Annotated in this window: 17 protein-coding genes; 6 read left to right on the forward strand and 11 right to left on the reverse strand. The window is 60.8% G+C overall.

What is annotated here, in order from left to right:
* Positions 1-384 (reverse strand): hemagglutinin repeat-containing protein (locus HHJ18_RS15090; protein ID WP_296916657.1); only part of this gene is annotated, 384 nt, incomplete at its 3' end.
* A gap of 209 nt (positions 385-593) precedes the next feature.
* Between HHJ18_RS15090 and HHJ18_RS15095 the strand changes: the two genes are divergently transcribed.
* Together HHJ18_RS15095 and HHJ18_RS15100 are read left to right on the forward strand one after the other, a co-directional pair.
* On the forward strand, positions 594-1,193 hold the full coding sequence (locus HHJ18_RS15095) for a phosphoheptose isomerase (protein ID WP_296916658.1): 600 nt from the start codon (positions 594-596) through the stop codon (positions 1,191-1,193).
* Positions 1,190-1,852, forward strand: a complete 663-nt coding sequence (locus HHJ18_RS15100) for a BON domain-containing protein (RefSeq protein WP_296916660.1) — start codon at positions 1,190-1,192, stop codon at positions 1,850-1,852. The genes HHJ18_RS15095 and HHJ18_RS15100 overlap by 4 nt, the downstream gene beginning before the upstream one ends.
* A gap of 57 nt (positions 1,853-1,909) precedes the next feature.
* Here HHJ18_RS15100 and HHJ18_RS15105 read toward each other — a convergent pair whose 3' ends face one another.
* The 4 genes from HHJ18_RS15105 to HHJ18_RS15120 form a co-directional block, all read right to left on the reverse strand.
* Complete coding sequence (locus tag HHJ18_RS15105; protein ID WP_296916662.1) at positions 1,910-2,812, reverse strand: NAD(P)-dependent oxidoreductase; 903 nt, start codon at positions 2,810-2,812, stop codon at positions 1,910-1,912.
* Positions 2,813-2,908: 96 nt separating this feature from the next.
* On the reverse strand, positions 2,909-4,045 hold the full coding sequence (locus tag HHJ18_RS15110; RefSeq protein WP_296916663.1) for a PilT/PilU family type 4a pilus ATPase: 1,137 nt from the start codon (positions 4,043-4,045) through the stop codon (positions 2,909-2,911).
* 42 nt (positions 4,046-4,087) lie between these two features.
* On the reverse strand, positions 4,088-4,720 hold the full coding sequence (locus HHJ18_RS15115) for a cyclic nucleotide-binding domain-containing protein (protein ID WP_296916666.1): 633 nt from the start codon (positions 4,718-4,720) through the stop codon (positions 4,088-4,090).
* 26 nt (positions 4,721-4,746) lie between these two features.
* Complete coding sequence (locus HHJ18_RS15120) at positions 4,747-5,790, reverse strand: type IV pilus twitching motility protein PilT (protein ID WP_296916668.1); 1,044 nt, start codon at positions 5,788-5,790, stop codon at positions 4,747-4,749.
* A gap of 62 nt (positions 5,791-5,852) precedes the next feature.
* Between HHJ18_RS15120 and HHJ18_RS15125 the strand changes: the two genes are divergently transcribed.
* Entirely contained in the window at positions 5,853-6,572 is a 720-nt protein-coding gene (locus tag HHJ18_RS15125) for a YggS family pyridoxal phosphate-dependent enzyme (RefSeq protein ID WP_296916670.1), read from the forward strand.
* A 134-nt stretch (positions 6,573-6,706) separates the two neighbouring features.
* On the opposite strand, the gene HHJ18_RS15130 is transcribed toward HHJ18_RS15125, so the two are convergent.
* Positions 6,707-9,214 (reverse strand): EAL domain-containing protein, encoded by a 2,508-nt coding sequence (locus HHJ18_RS15130; protein WP_296916672.1) that lies wholly within the window; start codon positions 9,212-9,214, stop codon positions 6,707-6,709.
* A 510-nt stretch (positions 9,215-9,724) separates the two neighbouring features.
* Between HHJ18_RS15130 and HHJ18_RS15135 the strand changes: the two genes are divergently transcribed.
* Positions 9,725-10,006, forward strand: coding sequence for an RNA-binding protein (locus tag HHJ18_RS15135; protein WP_296916674.1), 282 nt, complete (start codon positions 9,725-9,727; stop codon positions 10,004-10,006).
* A 247-nt stretch (positions 10,007-10,253) separates the two neighbouring features.
* The gene (locus tag HHJ18_RS15140; RefSeq protein WP_296916675.1) at positions 10,254-10,805 is read left to right on the forward strand and encodes a polymer-forming cytoskeletal protein; all 552 of its coding nucleotides are present in this window, start codon (positions 10,254-10,256) and stop codon (positions 10,803-10,805) included.
* 99 nt (positions 10,806-10,904) lie between these two features.
* Here the strand turns inward: HHJ18_RS15140 and HHJ18_RS15145 are convergent, their stop codons facing one another.
* The 3 genes from HHJ18_RS15145 to HHJ18_RS15155 form a co-directional block, all read right to left on the reverse strand.
* The gene (locus tag HHJ18_RS15145) at positions 10,905-11,630 is read right to left on the reverse strand and encodes an LrgB family protein (RefSeq protein ID WP_296916677.1); all 726 of its coding nucleotides are present in this window, start codon (positions 11,628-11,630) and stop codon (positions 10,905-10,907) included.
* Positions 11,623-12,003, reverse strand: a complete 381-nt coding sequence (locus tag HHJ18_RS15150; protein ID WP_296916679.1) for a CidA/LrgA family protein — start codon at positions 12,001-12,003, stop codon at positions 11,623-11,625. Before HHJ18_RS15150 ends, HHJ18_RS15145 begins: the two co-directional genes overlap by 8 nt.
* Positions 12,004-12,156: 153 nt before the next feature.
* Complete coding sequence (locus HHJ18_RS15155) at positions 12,157-13,659, reverse strand: FAD-linked oxidase C-terminal domain-containing protein (protein WP_296916681.1); 1,503 nt, start codon at positions 13,657-13,659, stop codon at positions 12,157-12,159.
* 774 nt (positions 13,660-14,433) lie between these two features.
* Between HHJ18_RS15155 and HHJ18_RS15160 the strand changes: the two genes are divergently transcribed.
* Positions 14,434-14,946 (forward strand): nuclear transport factor 2 family protein, encoded by a 513-nt coding sequence (locus HHJ18_RS15160; protein ID WP_296916683.1) that lies wholly within the window; start codon positions 14,434-14,436, stop codon positions 14,944-14,946.
* Between the two features lie 93 nt (positions 14,947-15,039).
* Here the strand turns inward: HHJ18_RS15160 and HHJ18_RS15165 are convergent, their stop codons facing one another.
* Together HHJ18_RS15165 and HHJ18_RS15170 are read right to left on the reverse strand one after the other, a co-directional pair.
* The gene (locus tag HHJ18_RS15165) at positions 15,040-16,023 is read right to left on the reverse strand and encodes a response regulator (RefSeq protein WP_296916685.1); all 984 of its coding nucleotides are present in this window, start codon (positions 16,021-16,023) and stop codon (positions 15,040-15,042) included.
* Positions 16,020-17,237, reverse strand: a complete 1,218-nt coding sequence (locus HHJ18_RS15170; RefSeq protein WP_296916687.1) for a hybrid sensor histidine kinase/response regulator — start codon at positions 17,235-17,237, stop codon at positions 16,020-16,022. The genes HHJ18_RS15165 and HHJ18_RS15170 overlap by 4 nt, the downstream gene beginning before the upstream one ends.
* Positions 17,238-17,240 lie beyond the last annotated feature (3 nt).

Raw genomic sequence — 17,240 nt, forward strand, 5'->3', positions numbered from 1 at the left:
CAAGCATTGGTGGAAGACACGGGTTGATCCGTTTGCCGACGCCTGGTCGACCATTGAAGGCTGGCTGATTGCTGAGCCCGCTGTTTCGGCGAACGACTTGATGGATCGGTTAGCCGCGATGGAGCCGAAGAAGTCGCTTTCGCTGGTGGTCAGCCCAAAGCTGTAGCCGTTAGTTTGCTGGCCTGCCGTGAGATTGACGTCGTTGCCGACCATGGCCAGCAGGGCGCCTTGCGCCTGGACCTTGGCGGCCTTGGCGTTCAGGTCAGCGCCGGCGGCCAAACGAAGATTGCCTGCGGCCCGGATCTGGCTGCCGAGCTCGGCGCTTTGGCTGTCCTTGAGGTAGTTGTCGGCATCACCTTTGAAATATCCGGGACAGTTGTTCAAACAACCGGGGCCACTTCTTGAGAGGGGGGAACTCACTTTGAAAACTGCCAGAACTGCAAAGGCGACGTCGATTGGTAAATCAAACTTTCGCAACGATGAAGGCTTTGATACGCGTAAGCTGTTGATTTGTAAAGAATAACAAATCAAACTTAATTCTAGGAAGTCAGACTTAATTCCAGATCACAACCAGCACCCGCTATCATTGATACATGCTTGAACAACGTATCGAACAGCAATTTATTGACAGCGCCGACCTCAAATACCAGGCGGCGCAGGTCTTGTCCAAACCCATCGCGGCAGCGGTGCAAGCCATTTTGGCCAGCGTCACCAGTGGCGGCAAGGTGCTGTCCTGTGGCAATGGCGGATCGGCCGCCGATGCCCAGCATTTCGCCGCCGAATTCGTTGGCCGCTATGAGCGCGAGCGGCCCGAGCTTGGCGCGATTGCCCTGACGACGGACAGCTCCATCCTCACGGCGATTGCCAACGACTACGATTTCAGCGTGATTTTCTCCAAGCAGGTGCGCGCTTTGGGCGGTGCCGGCGACGTCTTGCTGGCACTCAGCACCAGCGGTAACTCCGCCAATGTGCTGGCCGCCGTTGAAGCGGCCCACGAGCGCGAGATGACGGTAGTGGCACTGACCGGCCGGGGCGGCGGCAAGATGACCCACGCATTGCGCGAAACCGACGTGCATATTTGTGTTCCGCATGAGCGCACCGCGCGCATTCAGGAAGTGCATCTACTCGTCCTTCACTGCATTTGCGACGGTGTGGACACCCAGTTACTTGGCGATCAGGAGTCTTCTGTATGAAATTTATTGTGATGAAACGGCTGGCTTTGGCGCTGGGCGCGGCGGCTTTACTCTCTAGCGCCCTGACCGCCTGCGTGCCGTTGGTGCTGGGCGGCGCCGTGGCCGGAGGCACCCTGCTGGCCAGCGACCGCCGCACCTCCGGCACCCAGCTGGAAGACGAAGGCATCGAATTGCGCGCACTCAGCCGCATTCGCGGCAACGTCGGCGACCGCGTTCATGTGAACCTGACCAGCTACAACCGCCAGGTGCTGTTGACGGGCGAAGTGCCCACCGCACAGGAAAAGCAGCTGGTTGAGCAGATCGCTTCGCGCGTGGAAAACGTTAACTCGGTGGTTAATGAACTGGTCGTCGCGGGCAACTCCTCGCTGGCCGATCGCTCATCAGACACCCTGACCACCGGCCGCGCCAGAGCCATGCTGATTGATGCCCGCGACCTGCATTTCAATGCTTTCAAGGTCGTGACCGAGCGCGGCACCACCTACCTGATGGGGCGCGTGACCCAGCGCGAGGCAGACCGGGCCACGGCGGTGGTTCGCGCCACGCCGGGCGTGCAAAAAGTCGTGCGGATTTTTGAGATCATCAGCGAAGAAGAGCTGGCGCGCGTACCGGGCAAGCCGCAAGCGCAACCCGCAGCCGCTATCAAGCCCCTGAGCGACTAAGGCGGACCGGCCCCGCAGGCAGGGCCATTGCCTTGGTGGGCCCATGTCCTCGGTTTCCTATTTCAAGCGCTTGATCAGGCTGGAAGTATCCCAGCGCCGGCCGCCCATGGCTTGCACATCGGCGTAGAACTGGTCGACCAGCGCCGTCACCGGCAAACGGGCGCCATTGCGTTTGGCTTCGTCCAGCACCAGCCCCAGGTCCTTGCGCATCCAGTCCACCGCGAAGCCGAAATCAAACTGGTCGGCCACCATGGTTTTGCCCCGGTTGTCGAGCTGCCAGCTTTGCGCCGCGCCCTTGCCAATCACGTCCAGCACCTGGTTCACGTCCAGCCCGGCTTTCTGGCCAAAGGCCACGGCTTCGCTCAAGCCCTGCAGCAAGCCTGCAATGCAGATCTGGTTGACCATTTTGGTGAGCTGGCCAGCGCCGCTGCCGCCCATCAAGGTGAAGGCTTTCGAAAAAGCCAGGCCCGCCGGCTTGACGACATCGAACGCGCTGGCATCGCCGCCGCACATCACGGTGAGCGCGCCATTTTGGGCGCCTGCCTGGCCGCCCGAGACCGGTGCATCGACAAAATGCAGCCCGAGGTTTTTTGCCGCGCCGTGCAGCTCGCGGGCAACATCGGCCGAGGCCGTGGTGTGGTCCACCAGCACCGCGCCGCTTTGCATGCCCGCCAACGCGCCGTCGGCACCCAGCGTGACGAAGCGCAGATCCGCGTCATTGCCGACGCAGCAAAACACGATCTCGGCGCCTATGGCAGCCTCGCGCGGCGTGGCTGCGCTGGCGCCCTTGAATTCTGCGACCCAGGCCTGCGCCTTGGCGGCGCTGCGGTTGTATACCGTCACCTGATGGCCGGCCAGCGCGAGATGGCCGGCCATGGGATAGCCCATGACACCCAGCCCCAAAAATGCGACTTTGCGCGGCGTGGCTGCTTCGTAGGTTTTCAGATGGGTGCTGGTCATAGGGGCGTGAGATCAAGGGTTGGATGGGCGAAGGCTGCGTTCATCATTTTGTGCATTGCATGGCCATGAGCATGCCAGGCGGCAGGTATCGGCAGCCTAGACGATGGCGAAATTTTCCGTGCCAGCGGCCAGATCCGTTGACTTAGCGCGCTTTGAATTGAGCTTGATTTGCAGTCGAAGGTCGTTGATCGAGTCGGCATTGCGCAAGGCCTCTTCATAATTGATGAGGTTGCTTTCGAAGGCGTCAAACAGCGCCTGGTCGAAGGTCTGCATGCCCGAGTTGCGGCTTTTCTTCATGATCTCCTTGATCTCGCTGACTTCGCCTTTCAGGATCAGGTCGGAAATCAAGGGCGAATTGAGCATGACTTCAACCGCCGCAATGCGGCCCTTGCCGTCCTGTTTGGGAATCAGCCGCTGCGACACCATGGCTCTGAGGTTGAGTGACAAGTCCATCAGCAGCTGGGTGCGCCGCTCTTCAGGAAAGAAGTTGATCACCCGATCAAGCGCCTGGTTGGCGCTGTTGGCGTGCAAGGTAGCCATGCACAGATGACCAGTTTCGGAAAAGGCGATGGCGTGTTCCATGGTTTCACGGTCGCGGATCTCGCCCATCAAGATCACATCAGGGGCTTGGCGCAGCGCATTCTTGAGCGCAGCGTCCCAACTGTCGGTGTCCAGCCCTACTTCGCGCTGCGTCACCACGCAGTTTTTGTGCGGATGCACGAACTCCACCGGATCTTCAATCGTGATGATGTGGCCGCACGATTGCTCGTTGCGCCAGTCCACCATGGCGGCAAGGGTCGTCGACTTGCCCGATCCGGTTGCCCCCACCAGAATCGTCAGCCCACGCTTGGACATCACCACCTGCTTGAGGATCTGCGGCATTCCCAGCCCGTCAATCGTCGGCAGCACGGCCGGAATGACACGCAGCACCATGCCAACCTTGCCTTGCTGCAGGAAGGCGCTGACCCGAAAACGCCCGACGCCCGGCGGCGAGATCGCGAAGTTGCACTCCTTGGTGCGTTCGAATTCGGCGGCCTGCTTGTCGTTCATGATGGCGCGCGCCAGCGCCAACGTGTGGCTGGCATTGAGCGGCTGCGGCGACATCTTGGTCATGGACCCATCGACTTTAATGGCCGGTGGAAATTCCGCCGTGATGAACAGGTCGCTGCCGTTGCGGCTGACCATCAACCGCAGAAGATCGTTGATAAATTTGCTAGCCTGGTCGCGTTCCATCACATGTCCTTTGGATCTGCTTGGCTTGCCCTGCGGCGGCCGCTAGCTGTTGTTGTCGGTGAGTCGGGCGCTGACCAGGCGCAGGCGCAGCGATAGCTTGCGCGCCAGCAGTGCGATCAGGCCGGCGGCCAGTGCCGGGTCGGCGCTCGTCATCTCGTCGAGCGCGTGCGCATCGAGCACCGCGATGTCGCATTCGGTCAGCGAGGCGCAGATCGAAAAGCGTTTGCCGCTGTCGAGCAGCGACATTTCACCAAGAATGTCGCCGGGGCGCGCCTCCGTCAGGCGCAGGCGCTCGCCCCAGGGCTGCAAACGGTCCACCGCGATGACGCCGCTCAGCAGCACGATCATGAAGTTGCCGTATTCCTCTTGCCGGATGATGTCGCGGTTGGCCGGTATGCTGGCGAACTCGAAAAAATGTTCCAGCCTAGGCATGGCGTCGGGCGTCAGCCGCGCCATGTACTTGTCCTGGTTCCACAAGGCCTGCAGCGTCTTGCTGCCGCGCGCGGCCGAAAGGCGCTTGGCACCCACCTCGTTGGCACGCGCCTCCCAAGGGACCAGCTTTGAAGAATCTACCCCCTGATCGGCAAAGGCGGTGCTGAACATCAGTGAATCCTGCGGCTCGACATCTCGTCGGGGAGGGCTGGACTTCTTGAGGAGCCCGAGTAATCCTTTCATTTGTCTTGTCTCCTAATAGCCAGGCGTTAGCCGGGAAAGTTGTCAGGTATTTTGGCCTTGCCACGCGCTTCCGCAGCAGAAATCACATTGCGCTTGACCAGGTCGGTCAGGTTCTGGTCCAGTGTCTGCATGCCCACATTGCTGCCAGTCTGAATGGAAGAGTACATCTGCGCGACCTTGGCTTCCCGGATCAGGTTGCGGATGGCGCTGGTGCCCAGCATGATTTCGTGCGCCGCCACACGGCCCTGGCCGTCCTTGGTTTTGCACAGCGTTTGCGAGATCACGGCCTGCAGCGATTCCGACAGCATGGAACGGATCATTTCTTTTTCCTCGGCGGGAAACACGTCGATGATCCGGTCTACTGTCTTGGCCGCACTCGAGGTGTGCAGCGTGCCGAACACCAGGTGGCCGGTCTCGGCAGCCGTCATGGCCAGGCGAATGGTCTCCAGGTCGCGCATCTCGCCTACCAGAATCGCATCCGGATCCTCGCGCAGCGCGGACTTCAGCGCGGCGCTGAAGCTCAGCGTGTGCGGGCCGACCTCGCGCTGGTTGATCAGGCATTTTTTCGATTCGTGTACGAACTCGATCGGGTCTTCCACCGTCAGTATGTGGCCATACTCGGTTTCGTTGAGGTAGTTGACCATGGCAGCCAGCGTGGTCGACTTGCCCGAGCCGGTCGGGCCGGTCACCAGTACCATGCCGCGCGGCTTGAGTGCCAGCTCGCCAAAAATCTTGGGCGCGCCCAGCTGCTCCAGCGTCAGGATTTTTGAAGGAATGGTACGCAGCACGGCACCGGCGCCGCGGTTGTGATTGAAGGCATTGACACGAAAGCGCGCCAGCCCATCGATCTCGAAGGAAAAATCAACCTCTAGAAACTCTTCGTAGTTTTTGCGCTGGGTGTCGTTCATGATGTCGTACACCATGGCATGCACCTGCTTGTGGTCCAGCGGATCGATGTTGATGCGCCTTACGTCGCCGTGCACCCGGATCATGGGCGGCAAGCCTGCCGACAAATGCAGGTCGGACGCCTTGTTTTTGACGCTAAAGGCCAGCAGCTGGGTAATGTCCATCCCGGGGGATCCTTGAAAGTCGCGGTTGAGTCTTGGTTTGTAACTAAGTTTACAGTTCGATTATGACCACGATTGAGCAAAACCTTCACTTGGTGCGTGACCGAATCGCCACAGCCTGCCGGGCCGCCGGGCGCGCACCAAACAGCGTGCGGCTGCTGGCCGTGTCCAAAACCTTCGGCGCCGATGCCGTGATAGCGGCGCTGCCGGCCGGGCAGCGCGCGTTTGGCGAAAACTACGTCGCCGAGGGAATTGAAAAGATTCTGGCGCTGCGCGTCTGGTGCGCGTCCCACTCCCTGGCTGCTGGCAGCGCGCTGGAGTGGCACTGCATAGGTCCGCTGCAAAGCAATAAAACCCGGCCAGTTGCCGAACACTTTGACTGGGTTCAGTCGGTTGACCGCCTGAAAATTGCACAGCGCCTGAGTGAACAGCGACCTGCCCACCTACCGCCGCTGCAAATATGCCTGCAGGTCAACATCGACGCCGGCGCCAACAAATCGGGCGTGGCGCCGGCCGACGCCCAAGCGCTTGCCGCCGCAGTCGCACAACTGCCGCGCCTGACGCTGCGCGGACTTATGGCCATCCCTGAGCCTGCTATTGATTTTGTAGCGGCTTGCGCCCTCCACGCAAGGACCAAAGCCCTATTCGACCAGATAAATGCGGCGGGGGTGCTAGCCCGGCCGATGGACACGTTGTCGCTGGGCATGACGGCGGACCTGGAAGCGGCGATCCATGCCGGCAGCACCATGGTGCGAGTCGGCACCGCCATTTTTGGCGGCAGATAAAGAGTAGCGCTCGGGCGGTGGCGCTACTACCGGCTCCGCCTGAAATAGATATCAAATTGGCTTCTAGACCAATACACACGGGCGCAAGCAGCTATTAATTTAGTAGCATTCTATTTGCATTCGCTAGCCGGCGCCTACAAGGCCTGCAGCGGCAAGCCTTGTAGCGCACGGGCTTGCATAAAGGCCTCAAGTTCGTAGAGCGGCAAGGCTTTGCAAAACAGATGGCCCTGGTAGTTCTCGCAGCCGTGCCGTGCCAGAAACTGGCGCTGGGCCTCAGTCTCGACGCCCTCGGCCATGACGTCCAGACCCAGGCTTTGCGCCAGGCCAATGATCGTGCGGGCAATGGCCGCATCGTTGGGGTCGGTCAGCAGATCCTTGATGAAATTCCGGTCTATTTTTAGCTGGTCCAGCGGCAGGCGCTTCAAGTAAGAGAGCGCTGAGTAGCCCATGCCGAAGTCGTCGATGGACAGAGTGACGCCGGCGCGCTTGAGCCGTCCCATTTTGGCAATGGTTACCTCGATCCCGGTGGCCAGCGAGCTTTCAGTCAGCTCCAGTTTAAGCCGCCGTGCGCGAACGCCGTGCTTCTGAATGGTGCGCATCACCAACTCGACAAACTCCGGGTCGCGAAACTGGCGCGCACTCACGTTCACGGCGATGCTCAGCCTTTTGGTTTCAGGGTGAGCGGCCCAACGGGCCAGTTGCGCGCAGGCGGTCTCCAGCGCCCACTGGCCCAGCGGCAAGATGAGCCCGCTTTCTTCAGCATGGAGGATGAACGCATCTGGAAACACCAGACCGCGCTCCGGATGCCTCCAGCGGATCAGCGCTTCGACGCCGAGCATGCGTCCGTCGCGTCCCACCTGCGGCTGGTAGTGCAGCAAAAACTCATGATTGCGCAAGCCCTGACGCAGCTCCATATCCAGGCCGGCGCTCGCGCTGGCGACCGCCTGCATCATCGGATCAAACAGGCAGATGGCGTTGCGCCCCTGCGCCTTGGCCTGGTACATCGCCAGATCCGCCTGCTTGAGCAGGTCGCCAATGCTTTGCTGGTCCTGGCTGAATGAGGTGATACCGATACTGCAGGTGCTGTGGTGCTGGAAGCCCGCCAGGTCATACGGTTCACTGAGCGTGGTCAAGATTTTATGGCCGACCACCTGGGTCTTGTCCGCAGCGACCTGCGCGTCGTCGCCCAGGTCCTCCAGCATGACAACGAACTCATCCCCACCCAGGCGCGCAACCGTGTCGGTGATGCGCACACAACTCGACAGGCGCGTGGCGACCTGTTGCAGCAGCAGGTCGCCTATGGCGTGCCCCAGCGTGTCGTTAAGCACCTTGAAGTTGTCCAGATCAATAAACATCAGCGCGCCGATTTTTGTATGCCTGGCGCCTTGGGCCAGCGCATGCTGCAGGCGGTCCATCAGCAGTTGCCGGTTGGGCAACTGCGTCAGCGTGTCGTAAAACGCCAGATGCTCGATTTCTTCTTCCGCGCCCTTGCGTGCGGTAATGTCACGGGCCACGGCGACCCAGTGCGTCAGCCCACGGTCGAAATAATCCACCGGCACAATGTCCAGCTCAAGCCAGAACAACTCGCCATTTTTTTTGTAGTTGATGAGCTCCGCACACACCGGTTGCGCTTGCTGCAGCGCTGCGCGGATACGGTCCAGCTCGCTACGCTGCGTTAGCGGCCCCTGCAGCAGGCGGGGCGTCTGGCCCAGCACTTCTTCTCGGCTATAGCCGGTGAGCCGTTCAAAGGCGTCATTGACAAACACAATCCTCGGACCCGGCGCGTTGAGCGTCTTGGCTTCGGTGATAAAGACCATGTCGTTCAGGCGGGAAATGCTCGTCATCAGCAGCAACTGCTGCTCTTGTGACTGCCGCCTGTCGCTGACGTCGCGAATATACACGGCCAGGCCTTCCTCGAAAGGATAGGCGCGCAGCTCAAGCCACTTACCCAGCGCTGCATAAAACTCCTCGAATTCCAGATGTTTTTCGCCGTTCATGGCTTTAATAATTTCGCTACGTGTACGCCCGCTCCCTTTGATGTCCAGCTCGTGCCATATTCTTTGCCCAAGCAACTCCCCGCTGCTGCGGCCAAGCAAGCGTTCGGTCTCGCGGTTGACGTAGGTAAAGCGCCCCTCGCGGTCCAGCGTGACAAAGGCGTCGGTGATGCTGGCCAGCGTTGTGCTCAGCTGCATGGTCAGGCTTGAGGACGCCTGCTGATCGCGTTTTTTCAGGGTGAGATCCTGCAGCACACCTTCCATGCGCAACACCGTCCCGCCGTCGTCCAGCACCGCCTGACCGAGCGAGCGCACCCACACGCGCCGCTGGCTGACCGTGATGACCTCCACCTCTTCATCAAACGCGGCACCGTTCGTGCGACAGGCATGCAGCGCCGCCGCCATCCGTTCGCGCGATTCAGGCGCATAAAAATCGAGCGGGTCGGCATACAGCGTCGCGTCGTCGTGCGGCACCTCCAGCAGCGCGGCCAACGATTCGGACCAGGTCAGGCGCCCGCCTGACCTGTCAAAGACCCAGGTTCCTGCGCCTGCCGCATGTTCAAGCAGCGCTAGAAGCGGACGCGCCGGATCATCAGTACTGTTGCAGCGGTGGGCCGGTAGCGGCACGGTCTGACGTGAAGGTTGCATGGCATGGTGGGTTGAACATAAACATGGCGGGCAGCCGGCGCACCGGTCCCTTCTAGCTTACTGCTTTGGGCGGACAACTGCAGCCTGCAGGCGGCTCAGCAAGCTACGGCGCTTGTGCCCTAGCGTTTTATTTCTTGTAATTGCATACCAAGGAAAAGACATAACGAGGGCGGAGCGGTTCGGCCGCAAGCTCTGTCCTCATGCATTGCGTTTGCCGTTAAAGATTCAAAATGTTTTGTAATTGTAATAAACGTCTTGATATGTCTTTTCACCAGCGTTAGTCCGACAGAATTTATAGCACTTTTAAACTAAAAAGTGCTGCCATCTCCTTGTCAGTTTACTCAACACTGAATTTTTATGACTAATTTTAAATGTAAGTGACTGTCACAAACTTGCAGGTGAGATACCCGAAAGTTCCGGTAGATTGCTATCTAGCGCTTGGGCAGGGGCGCGCAAACCGCATGCCGTTGAGGCGCAAAAAGTCCACGAACTCACAAGAGGAAAAGTATCGTGAATGCACTTGATGATCTCAGGCAATGCCCGGACGTTGCCACCTTGAAGCCTGCCCTGCAAAAACTTTGTGAAAAGTTCGGGAAAATTGCAAGGCTGGACATCCTTACCGCCATGCATGAAGGCACGAAACAGGCCATCTGTTTTTTGCGGCTGGACGCGCCAGACAAGGAAGTGGCACTGATGAAGGCCTTGGGTGTGGGGCGATTCGGCGGGGAAATTGTGTTTGTGGTGAACCTCGATGATTCGGCCATCGGCAAGGGCGCGAGTTCTTCCTCCTAGTGGGCCGAGGTCGAGGGCATGGAATAGGAAAATAGGCTGAACGGGACAGCCCGGTCCGACGCCGGCCATCCTGCCGCAACCTCGCGCTTCAAGCAGGGACGCGAAAATTATTGGGTCGCCGCTGACTTCCTGACACAAGTTCAAGTGAATCCCTGAGTGTAAAAATTGGTTCAGTTACCACTCTTGCATGAACGTGACGTTTGGGGATCTTTGCGGACGTACCATGCGTCCCTTTAAAGGAAGTCACATGGCAACACCGTTTTTTGGCAAACGCGAAAATGAGTCCCCTAGCAATTTGCGTCCCGGTGCAGCCGGCGGCTATGGCTCTACGGGCTCTTCAAGCACGCTGCATTCTGCCGCCCCAGGTGCCAGCCAGCAAAATTCGTCCAAACCTGTGAACGAAGCAGCCTCCTCTGCGAGCACCGGCAAAGAAGGCGGCAGCAAGCTGACAGTGGGGCCGAACATCAAGCTCAAGGGCGTTGAAATTACCGACTGCGATACCCTGGTAGTTGAAGGGCTGGTTGAAGCCACCATGGACTCACGCGTGATTCAGATCGCGGAGCAAGGCGCTTTCAAGGGTTCGGCTGAAATCGATGTAGCCGAGATTCGTGGCGAATTTAACGGCAATCTGACGGTGCGCGACAAGCTGGTGATTTATTCGACCGGCAAAGTCACTGGCACCATTCGCTACGGCAAGCTGGTGGTGGAAGAAGGCGGCCAGCTCTCCGGCGAAATCATGCCTGGCACGGGCGGCACCAAATCGAGCAGCGCCAGCAAGACCGGTTTGCAGGCAGTCTGAAACGCGAAAGCCTGGCGCAACCGTCGCCAGGCAAACACAACACTGACCGGCGAAAGCAAACTTGCCTGACGCTGCGGTCACGCCATTGCAAAGTCGCTGCTAAAACAGCCGGAAAGCCAACGGTATCAACAGCGACGCCAGCACCACTTGCAGGCCCAGGGCCAGTCCCGCATAGGCGCCGGCATCGGCATTAACTTGAAGTGCGCGTGCCGCACCAATGCCGTGTGACGCAGTGCCCAGCGCGAAGCCGCGCGCGGCCCAGCCGGCGCTGTCGGTCGGGATGCGCAGCCCGTCAAACAGGTATTTGCCGCTGAGCGCGCCCACCAGCCCGGTAATCACCGCAAAGACGGCCGCCAGTGCCGGAATGCCGCCTATCTGTTCAGCGATACCCATCGCCACCGGCGCCGTCACCGACTTGGGCACCAGCGACAAAATGACCCCTGCAGGCAAGCCGAAGAGCCAGCCTAGCAGCAGCGTGCAGCCCGCGGCGACGCTGCCACCGGCCAGCGCGGCGATCAAGAGATGGCGCCAACGTTGGCGCAGCTCTTCACGGCGCAGCCATAGCGGCCAGGCCAGCGCCACCACGGCCGGGCCCAGCAGGAAATGGATGAATTGCGCGCCGGCAAAGTAGCTCGGGTAAGGCACGCCGGTTGTCAGCAGACCGGCGGCAAGGACCACCACCGTCCACAGCACCGGATTGGCCCACGGCGCTTGCCGCAGACGCACATAAACTGCTTGCGCCAGGGCATACACCATCAGCGTGGCGGTCAGGCCGAACAGCGGCGTGGCCGAAAGATAAACCCACAGCTCGACAAACTTAGGCATGCGGCACCTCTTCGGGTGGCGGCTTGCCGGACCCTGGGCGGTTGCGCAACAAGTGAAGAGTGAGCACCGTCACGGCCAAACCGGCCAACGTCGAGACAACAATAACCACCAGCATGCGCACACCGTACTGGCTGACAAGCGAAAGATGGGTCATGACACCCACGCCCACCGGTACAAAGAGTAACGAAAGGTGAGAGAGCAGAAAGTCGGCGCAAACAGCCACCGGCTCGCGCACCAGGCGCCAGCGCAGCGCCAGCAGAAGTAAAACCATGCCGACAACCGGCCCAGGAAAGGGCAAAGACAGGCCGCGCGCCAGCACTTCACCGAGGGATTGAAGCACCAGCAGCCAGACCAGCCCGCGCAATGCTTGCATTTCAGGCTTTCCCGAAAATGTTCTGAGCGGTGAATCGCCACGCGCCGCGCTGGGCCGCCCCAAGCAAGGCCAGCCCTTCTTCCTGGTGAAAGGGGCCTCGCACCGCCGAAGGCACGCGAAGCGACAAGCGTGGGGGCTCCATAGGTTTATGGTTTAAAAACGAGGCAGGTCAGGGTGCGTTATCTGCCCGTCCCGCACCAGCATTTTTCCGTAATCGGCGCAGCGATTGAGTGTCGGGATCACCTTGCCGGGATTGAGCAGGCCTTTGCTGTCAAAAGCGCGTTTCACGCCGAACATCTGCTCGTTTTCCTGCGCTGAAAACTGCACACACATGGAGTTGAGCTTTTCCACGCCGACGCCATGCTCGCCGGTAATGGTGCCGCCCATGGCAACGCTGGTTTCCAGAATCTCGGCGCCAAACAGTTCGCAGCGGTGCAGCTGATCGGCATCGTTGGCATCGAACATGATCAGTGGGTGCAGGTTGCCATCGCCCGCGTGGAACACGTTGGCACAGCGCAGACCGTATTTCTTTTCCATCTCGCCTATCGCCAGCAAAATGTCGGCCAGGCGCTTGCGTGGAATGGTGGAGTCCATGCACATGTAGTCGGGGCTGATGCGGCCAGAGGCTGGGAATGCGTTCTTGCGTCCGCTCCAGAAGCGCAGGCGCTCGGCTTCGTTCTGGCTCACAGCAATGGCGGTCGCGCCGTGCAGACTCAGCACGGCGTTCATGCGGCCGATTTCTTCCTCGACCTCTTCCGGCGTGCCGTCGCTCTCGCACAGCAAGATGGCCGCGGCGCTCAGGTCATAACCGGCATGGACAAAGGCTTCCACTGCAGCCGTCATCGGCTTGTCCATCATTTCCAGCCCGGCCGGAATGATGCCTGCGGCAATCACCGCAGCCACCGCATCGCCGGCTTTGCGCAAATCGTCGAAGCTGGCCATGATGCAGCGCGCCAGTTGCGGCTTGGGCATCAGTTTCACGGTGACTTCGGTGGTGACTGCCAGCATGCCTTCGCTGCCAATGACGATGCTGAGCAGGTCAAAGCCCGCCGCATCCAGCGCATCGCCGCCGAACTCGACTTCTTCACCCTCGATGGTGAAGCCCCTGACCTTGAGCACGTTGTGCACCGTCAGGCCGTATTTGAGGCAGTGCACGCCGCCGGAATTTTCAGCCACATTACCGCCTATGGTGCAGGCGATCTGGCTGGAAGGATCGGGTGCGTAATACAGGCCGTGCGGCGCCGCCGCTTCGGAAATGGCCAGGTTGCGCACCCCGCCCTGCACCACCGCAGTACGGCTGATTGGATCAAGCTTGAGGATTTTGTTGAACTTGGCCAGCGACAAGGTCACGCCAAGCTTGTGCGGCATGGCCCCGCCGCTCAGGCCGGTGCCCGCGCCGCGCGCCACCACCGGCACATCGAGTGCGTGGCAGGCCAGGAGCACAGCCTGTACCTCGGCGTAGGTTTCCGGCAAGGCCACGACCAGCGGCCGCTGGCGGTAAGCGGTCAGCCCGTCGCACTCGTAAGGCGTGGTGTCTTCACTGTTCCACAGCAGGGCATGGGCGGGCAGCACTGCCGTCAGCGCGGCAACCACTTGCGACTGGCGCTCTGCTCTGCTCAAAGAATCATGCTGCTGCGAAGAAAGAGGTGCGTTCATGCTGGGGTTCCCGGTGTGAAAGCAGACTGTAGAGCAAGCCGCCGCCGTCGGGTTGAAGAAAATTAAGGCCGCGCATGAAAACGAGCTTGAGTTCCACCGGTGATTTTGTCGAAGGCGTCTTGCTGAATCAGTCCCCCCAAAGCTGGCGGGCTGTTTCCGCGTCATTTTGTCGAAAATTGGACAAAATAAGCTTCCAGCCCAACCAGGGCGGGCGCTAACAGCTATGTTTTTTATAGCATTCAAGCCTTCGTTGCTGCCGCACCGTGGCTCACCAGGCGCGCCTTGCCGCAGATCAATTTTCCGGCCGCCCCTTCAGCGCATGGCCGATTGTGCGCGCGCAGTTTGCGCTGCGCACCGACGACATGCTGGCCTACTGAAAAGCGATACGTCCCGGTCTGGGCGTCGGGTTTGTCGCCAAATATTTGCTGGCCACCGACCCCGGCGTACGGCGCGTGCTCCCACGCTCTCGCTGCCGGCACTGCCGATCTGGCTAACCGTGCACCGTAAGTTGCGCAGCAACGGCCGCATCCGGGCGGTTTACGCTTTTCTGGCGCCGGCGGCCCCGCAGGCGTCGATCCCACGCATTTGCGAAAGCCTCGCGCTGCGCGCTGCCCCGGTTTGCTATTGTTTCAATAGCTGTTTTCGCCCGTATCTATTGGACTACAGGCACTATTTGCTATTAAAATTAATTGCAGGGCAGACTCGTATAGAGTTGCAAAACCGGCCGAAGCTTGCAGTTGCCGGTACAGATCAGACCCCACCAGAGGACTCAGCATGCATCCCAACCAGACCAGGCTCGACGACTTTTACGCGGCGTTTTCCCGTCTTGACGCCGACACCATGGTCACTTTTTATGCGCCTGATGCGCAGTTTCATGACGAGGCCTTTTCGCTGCGCGGCCACGAACAGATAAGCGGCATGTGGCGCATGCTGTGCGACGGGACCAAGACAAAGGGCGACGTCTGGAAACTAGCCTACAGCGGCATTGAGGCAGACGCACAGCGCGGAAAGGCCCATTGGGAAGCCGACTACTGTTTCGGCCAGCCCGGGCGCCTGGTACACAACGTCGTCGACGGTGTGTTTCAATTCGATGAAAGCGGGCTGATTACCCACCACTATGACCGCTTCAGTTTCTGGGCCTGGTCGCGCCAGGCCTTGGGGGCGCCCGGCATGTTGCTGGGATGGACGCCGTTCTTGCGCCGCAAGGTCGAAGCGCAGGCCGCAGCCAACCTGCAGAAATACCTGTCCACGCGCAGAACTGATACGGCGCAGGCAGTCGCCGCCTGAACGTCTGGCTAGGTAAAACCCAGAACAGGTTGCTGTTTGCGGCGCAGCACCTCATCTTCGATGCGCTGACACCGCCACCCCATGCCAGCCGACCTACTGCTCCATCAGCTGTTCGATCATGCGCTCCAGCCAATCGGACGCCGGCGCGCTCTCTTGGCCGTCCGGGCTGTCGGCAAGGGGTGCTCGCAGAGTCAGCCCGCCCGCCGCACTGGCGTGCACCTGAACTGGTGCGTTCCACCACAGCAGCCAGGCCAGCCATGCCGTGTCGCCGGCTTGCGGCAGCTGGCCCGGCGCGGCGTCCAGCAACACCGTCAGGGAAGCCGCGGAAGGCAGGTGCACGCTGGCTCCTTGCGCCTGCGCACCGAGCGCACCGGCCAGCAACGCAAAGGCGCGTTCGGGCGTGCGGTCATCGCCAAACTCGCCGTGCCAACGCGCCAGGCCTTGAGCAATGGCCACGCCGCGTTGCGCCTCGGCTTGCAGCAGACCGGCATAGTCCCACTGATGCAAGGGCGCGAGCGGCGTGGTGGCCGCGTTGCAACCGGCCGCCAGCGCGGCACGCGCAAAGCGCTGCATGGCGGCGTTGCTGTCGCCGCGCACGAAGCCCGCGCCCAGCATGGCCAGGCTGGCCAGGCGGCTGCCCAGCAACTGCTGCTGCTGCACCAGCATCTTCTCGCGCACCAGATGGTCGCGTTCATTGCGCAGCTCGGCCAGTTCCAGCGCATTTTTCAGGTCGGCATGCAGGCTGCCCATGTCCCAGGGCTTGGTGATGTAGCGGTAAATTTCGCCGCTGTTGATGGCTTCGATAGCTTCACCGAGTTCGGAGTAGGCCGTGGTCAGCATGCGAACAATGCGCGGATGGTATTCGCGCGCAAAGCGCAGCAGTTCATTGCCATGCGCGCCCGGCATCCGCTGGTCGGACACCAGCACGGCGATTTCGCCGCCGCGCTCGCGCAATACGGCCTTGCCTTGCTCGACCGACGACGCGGTGATCACGGGTGCCAGGGGACTGACCAGCCGCTCAAAATATTTGAGCGCCATCGGTTCATCGTCAACGAAAAGAATCTTGTCTGGACTCATAGTTCAGCCCCTCCCAGGTTTGCATCAGAATTAAATAACAGCGCGACGCTGGCACCGCGCCCCAGCTCGGACTGGACTTCCATCAGCCCGCCCATGGACTGCACCACGCGTCGGCAAAACAGCAGCCCCATGCCGCTGCCACCTTGCGCGGCGCGCGTGGTGACCGGCTCGCGCGTCAATCGCGCAAAGATTTCAGGCGCGATGCCCGGGCCGTTGTCGGTAAAACGAATGATGGATTGCAGTGCCCGGTCTGGCGCGCTGATCTGCTCCAGCGTAATGTGCAAGCTGGGGTGCGGGCCACCGCGCAAGGCCAGCAAGGCATTTTTGGTCAGGCTGCACAAAACGAGGTAAAGCAGGTCAGGCTGCCCCGGCAGCTCAAAATCGGCAGCCATGTCGCAACTCACCCAGGCGCGCTCGTCGCCTTCAAAAGGGTATTCGTCCAGCAGCGCACTGACCAGTCGGCTGGCCCGCAGCGGCGCCGGCGCCGCGCCGGGGTAGGCATCGCGCGCCGACTGCACAAAGGTCGCCACCAGCGACAGCGCATACAGCGTGCGGCGCTCGGCCGCCTCAATCATCGTGCGCGTGTCACCAGCGCGGTTTTCAGCAATGCGCGCAATGCCAGGCAACTCATCCGGCGCCGGGGCACAAGTGCGGCGCTTGAGCTCTTCCATGTAACCGAGCACCGTTGCCAGCGGGGTGTTCAATTCGTGCGCCAAAAAGCCCAGCGTCTCGCGCATGGCGGCCGCCCGGCCTTCCACCAGAAAATGTTCGCGCTCGCGCCGGCGGTAAATCGCCAGGGCTTCGCGCAAGGCTTCGCGCACCTGCAAATCGTCAAACGGTTTTTCCAGGATTCGCAGCACCCGGCCCTGGTTGATTGCCGCAATCGCCACGTCTTTTTCGGCATAAGCCGTGGCCAGCAGCCGCACGACATGCCGATGTTCGCGCTGGGCCGTGATCAGCAAGGCCAAGCCGTCGCGACTTGGCATCCGGTAGTCGGTGACCAGCACGGCGATCTCCGGGCCGCGCTCGCGCAGCGTGCGCAGCGCCTCATCCACACTGCCTACCGTAAGAATAGAAAATTCATCGGAGAACGAACGGGCGAACCACTTGCGCGCCTGGGGCTCATCGTCCACGAACAGGATCACGCTGGCGTCTTGTGAGGCCGAAGAGGCCGGGGAGGCCTGAGAAATTGGGGGCAATGGGGTCAAGGGCATGGC

This window comes from Polaromonas sp., from assembly GCF_012927455.1.
Taxonomy (GTDB): domain Bacteria; phylum Pseudomonadota; class Gammaproteobacteria; order Burkholderiales; family Burkholderiaceae_C; genus Polaromonas.

Bases quoted from the DNA above. Each gene is read 5' to 3' on its own strand.
- HHJ18_RS15155 (WP_296916681.1), bottom strand. From the start codon at position 13,659: ATGAACGCACCTCTTTCTTCGCAGCAGCATGATTCTTTGAGCAGAGCA.
- HHJ18_RS15105 (WP_296916662.1), bottom strand. From the start codon at position 2,812: ATGACCAGCACCCATCTGAAAACCTACGAAGCAGCCACGCCGCGCAAA.
- HHJ18_RS15120 (WP_296916668.1), bottom strand. From the start codon at position 5,790: ATGGACATTACCCAGCTGCTGGCCTTTAGCGTCAAAAACAAGGCGTCC.
- HHJ18_RS15145 (WP_296916677.1), bottom strand. From the start codon at position 11,630: ATGCCTAAGTTTGTCGAGCTGTGGGTTTATCTTTCGGCCACGCCGCTG.
- HHJ18_RS15150 (WP_296916679.1), bottom strand. From the start codon at position 12,003: ATGCAAGCATTGCGCGGGCTGGTCTGGCTGCTGGTGCTTCAATCCCTC.
- HHJ18_RS15130 (WP_296916672.1), bottom strand. From the start codon at position 9,214: ATGCAACCTTCACGTCAGACCGTGCCGCTACCGGCCCACCGCTGCAAC.
- HHJ18_RS15165 (WP_296916685.1), bottom strand. From the start codon at position 16,023: ATGAGTCCAGACAAGATTCTTTTCGTTGACGATGAACCGATGGCGCTC.
- HHJ18_RS15140 (WP_296916675.1), top strand. From the start codon at position 10,254: ATGGCAACACCGTTTTTTGGCAAACGCGAAAATGAGTCCCCTAGCAAT.
- HHJ18_RS15125 (WP_296916670.1), top strand. From the start codon at position 5,853: ATGACCACGATTGAGCAAAACCTTCACTTGGTGCGTGACCGAATCGCC.
- HHJ18_RS15170 (WP_296916687.1), bottom strand. From the start codon at position 17,237: ATGCCCTTGACCCCATTGCCCCCAATTTCTCAGGCCTCCCCGGCCTCT.
- HHJ18_RS15110 (WP_296916663.1), bottom strand. From the start codon at position 4,045: ATGGAACGCGACCAGGCTAGCAAATTTATCAACGATCTTCTGCGGTTG.
- HHJ18_RS15160 (WP_296916683.1), top strand. From the start codon at position 14,434: ATGCATCCCAACCAGACCAGGCTCGACGACTTTTACGCGGCGTTTTCC.
- HHJ18_RS15115 (WP_296916666.1), bottom strand. From the start codon at position 4,720: ATGAAAGGATTACTCGGGCTCCTCAAGAAGTCCAGCCCTCCCCGACGA.
- HHJ18_RS15095 (WP_296916658.1), top strand. From the start codon at position 594: ATGCTTGAACAACGTATCGAACAGCAATTTATTGACAGCGCCGACCTC.
- HHJ18_RS15100 (WP_296916660.1), top strand. From the start codon at position 1,190: ATGAAATTTATTGTGATGAAACGGCTGGCTTTGGCGCTGGGCGCGGCG.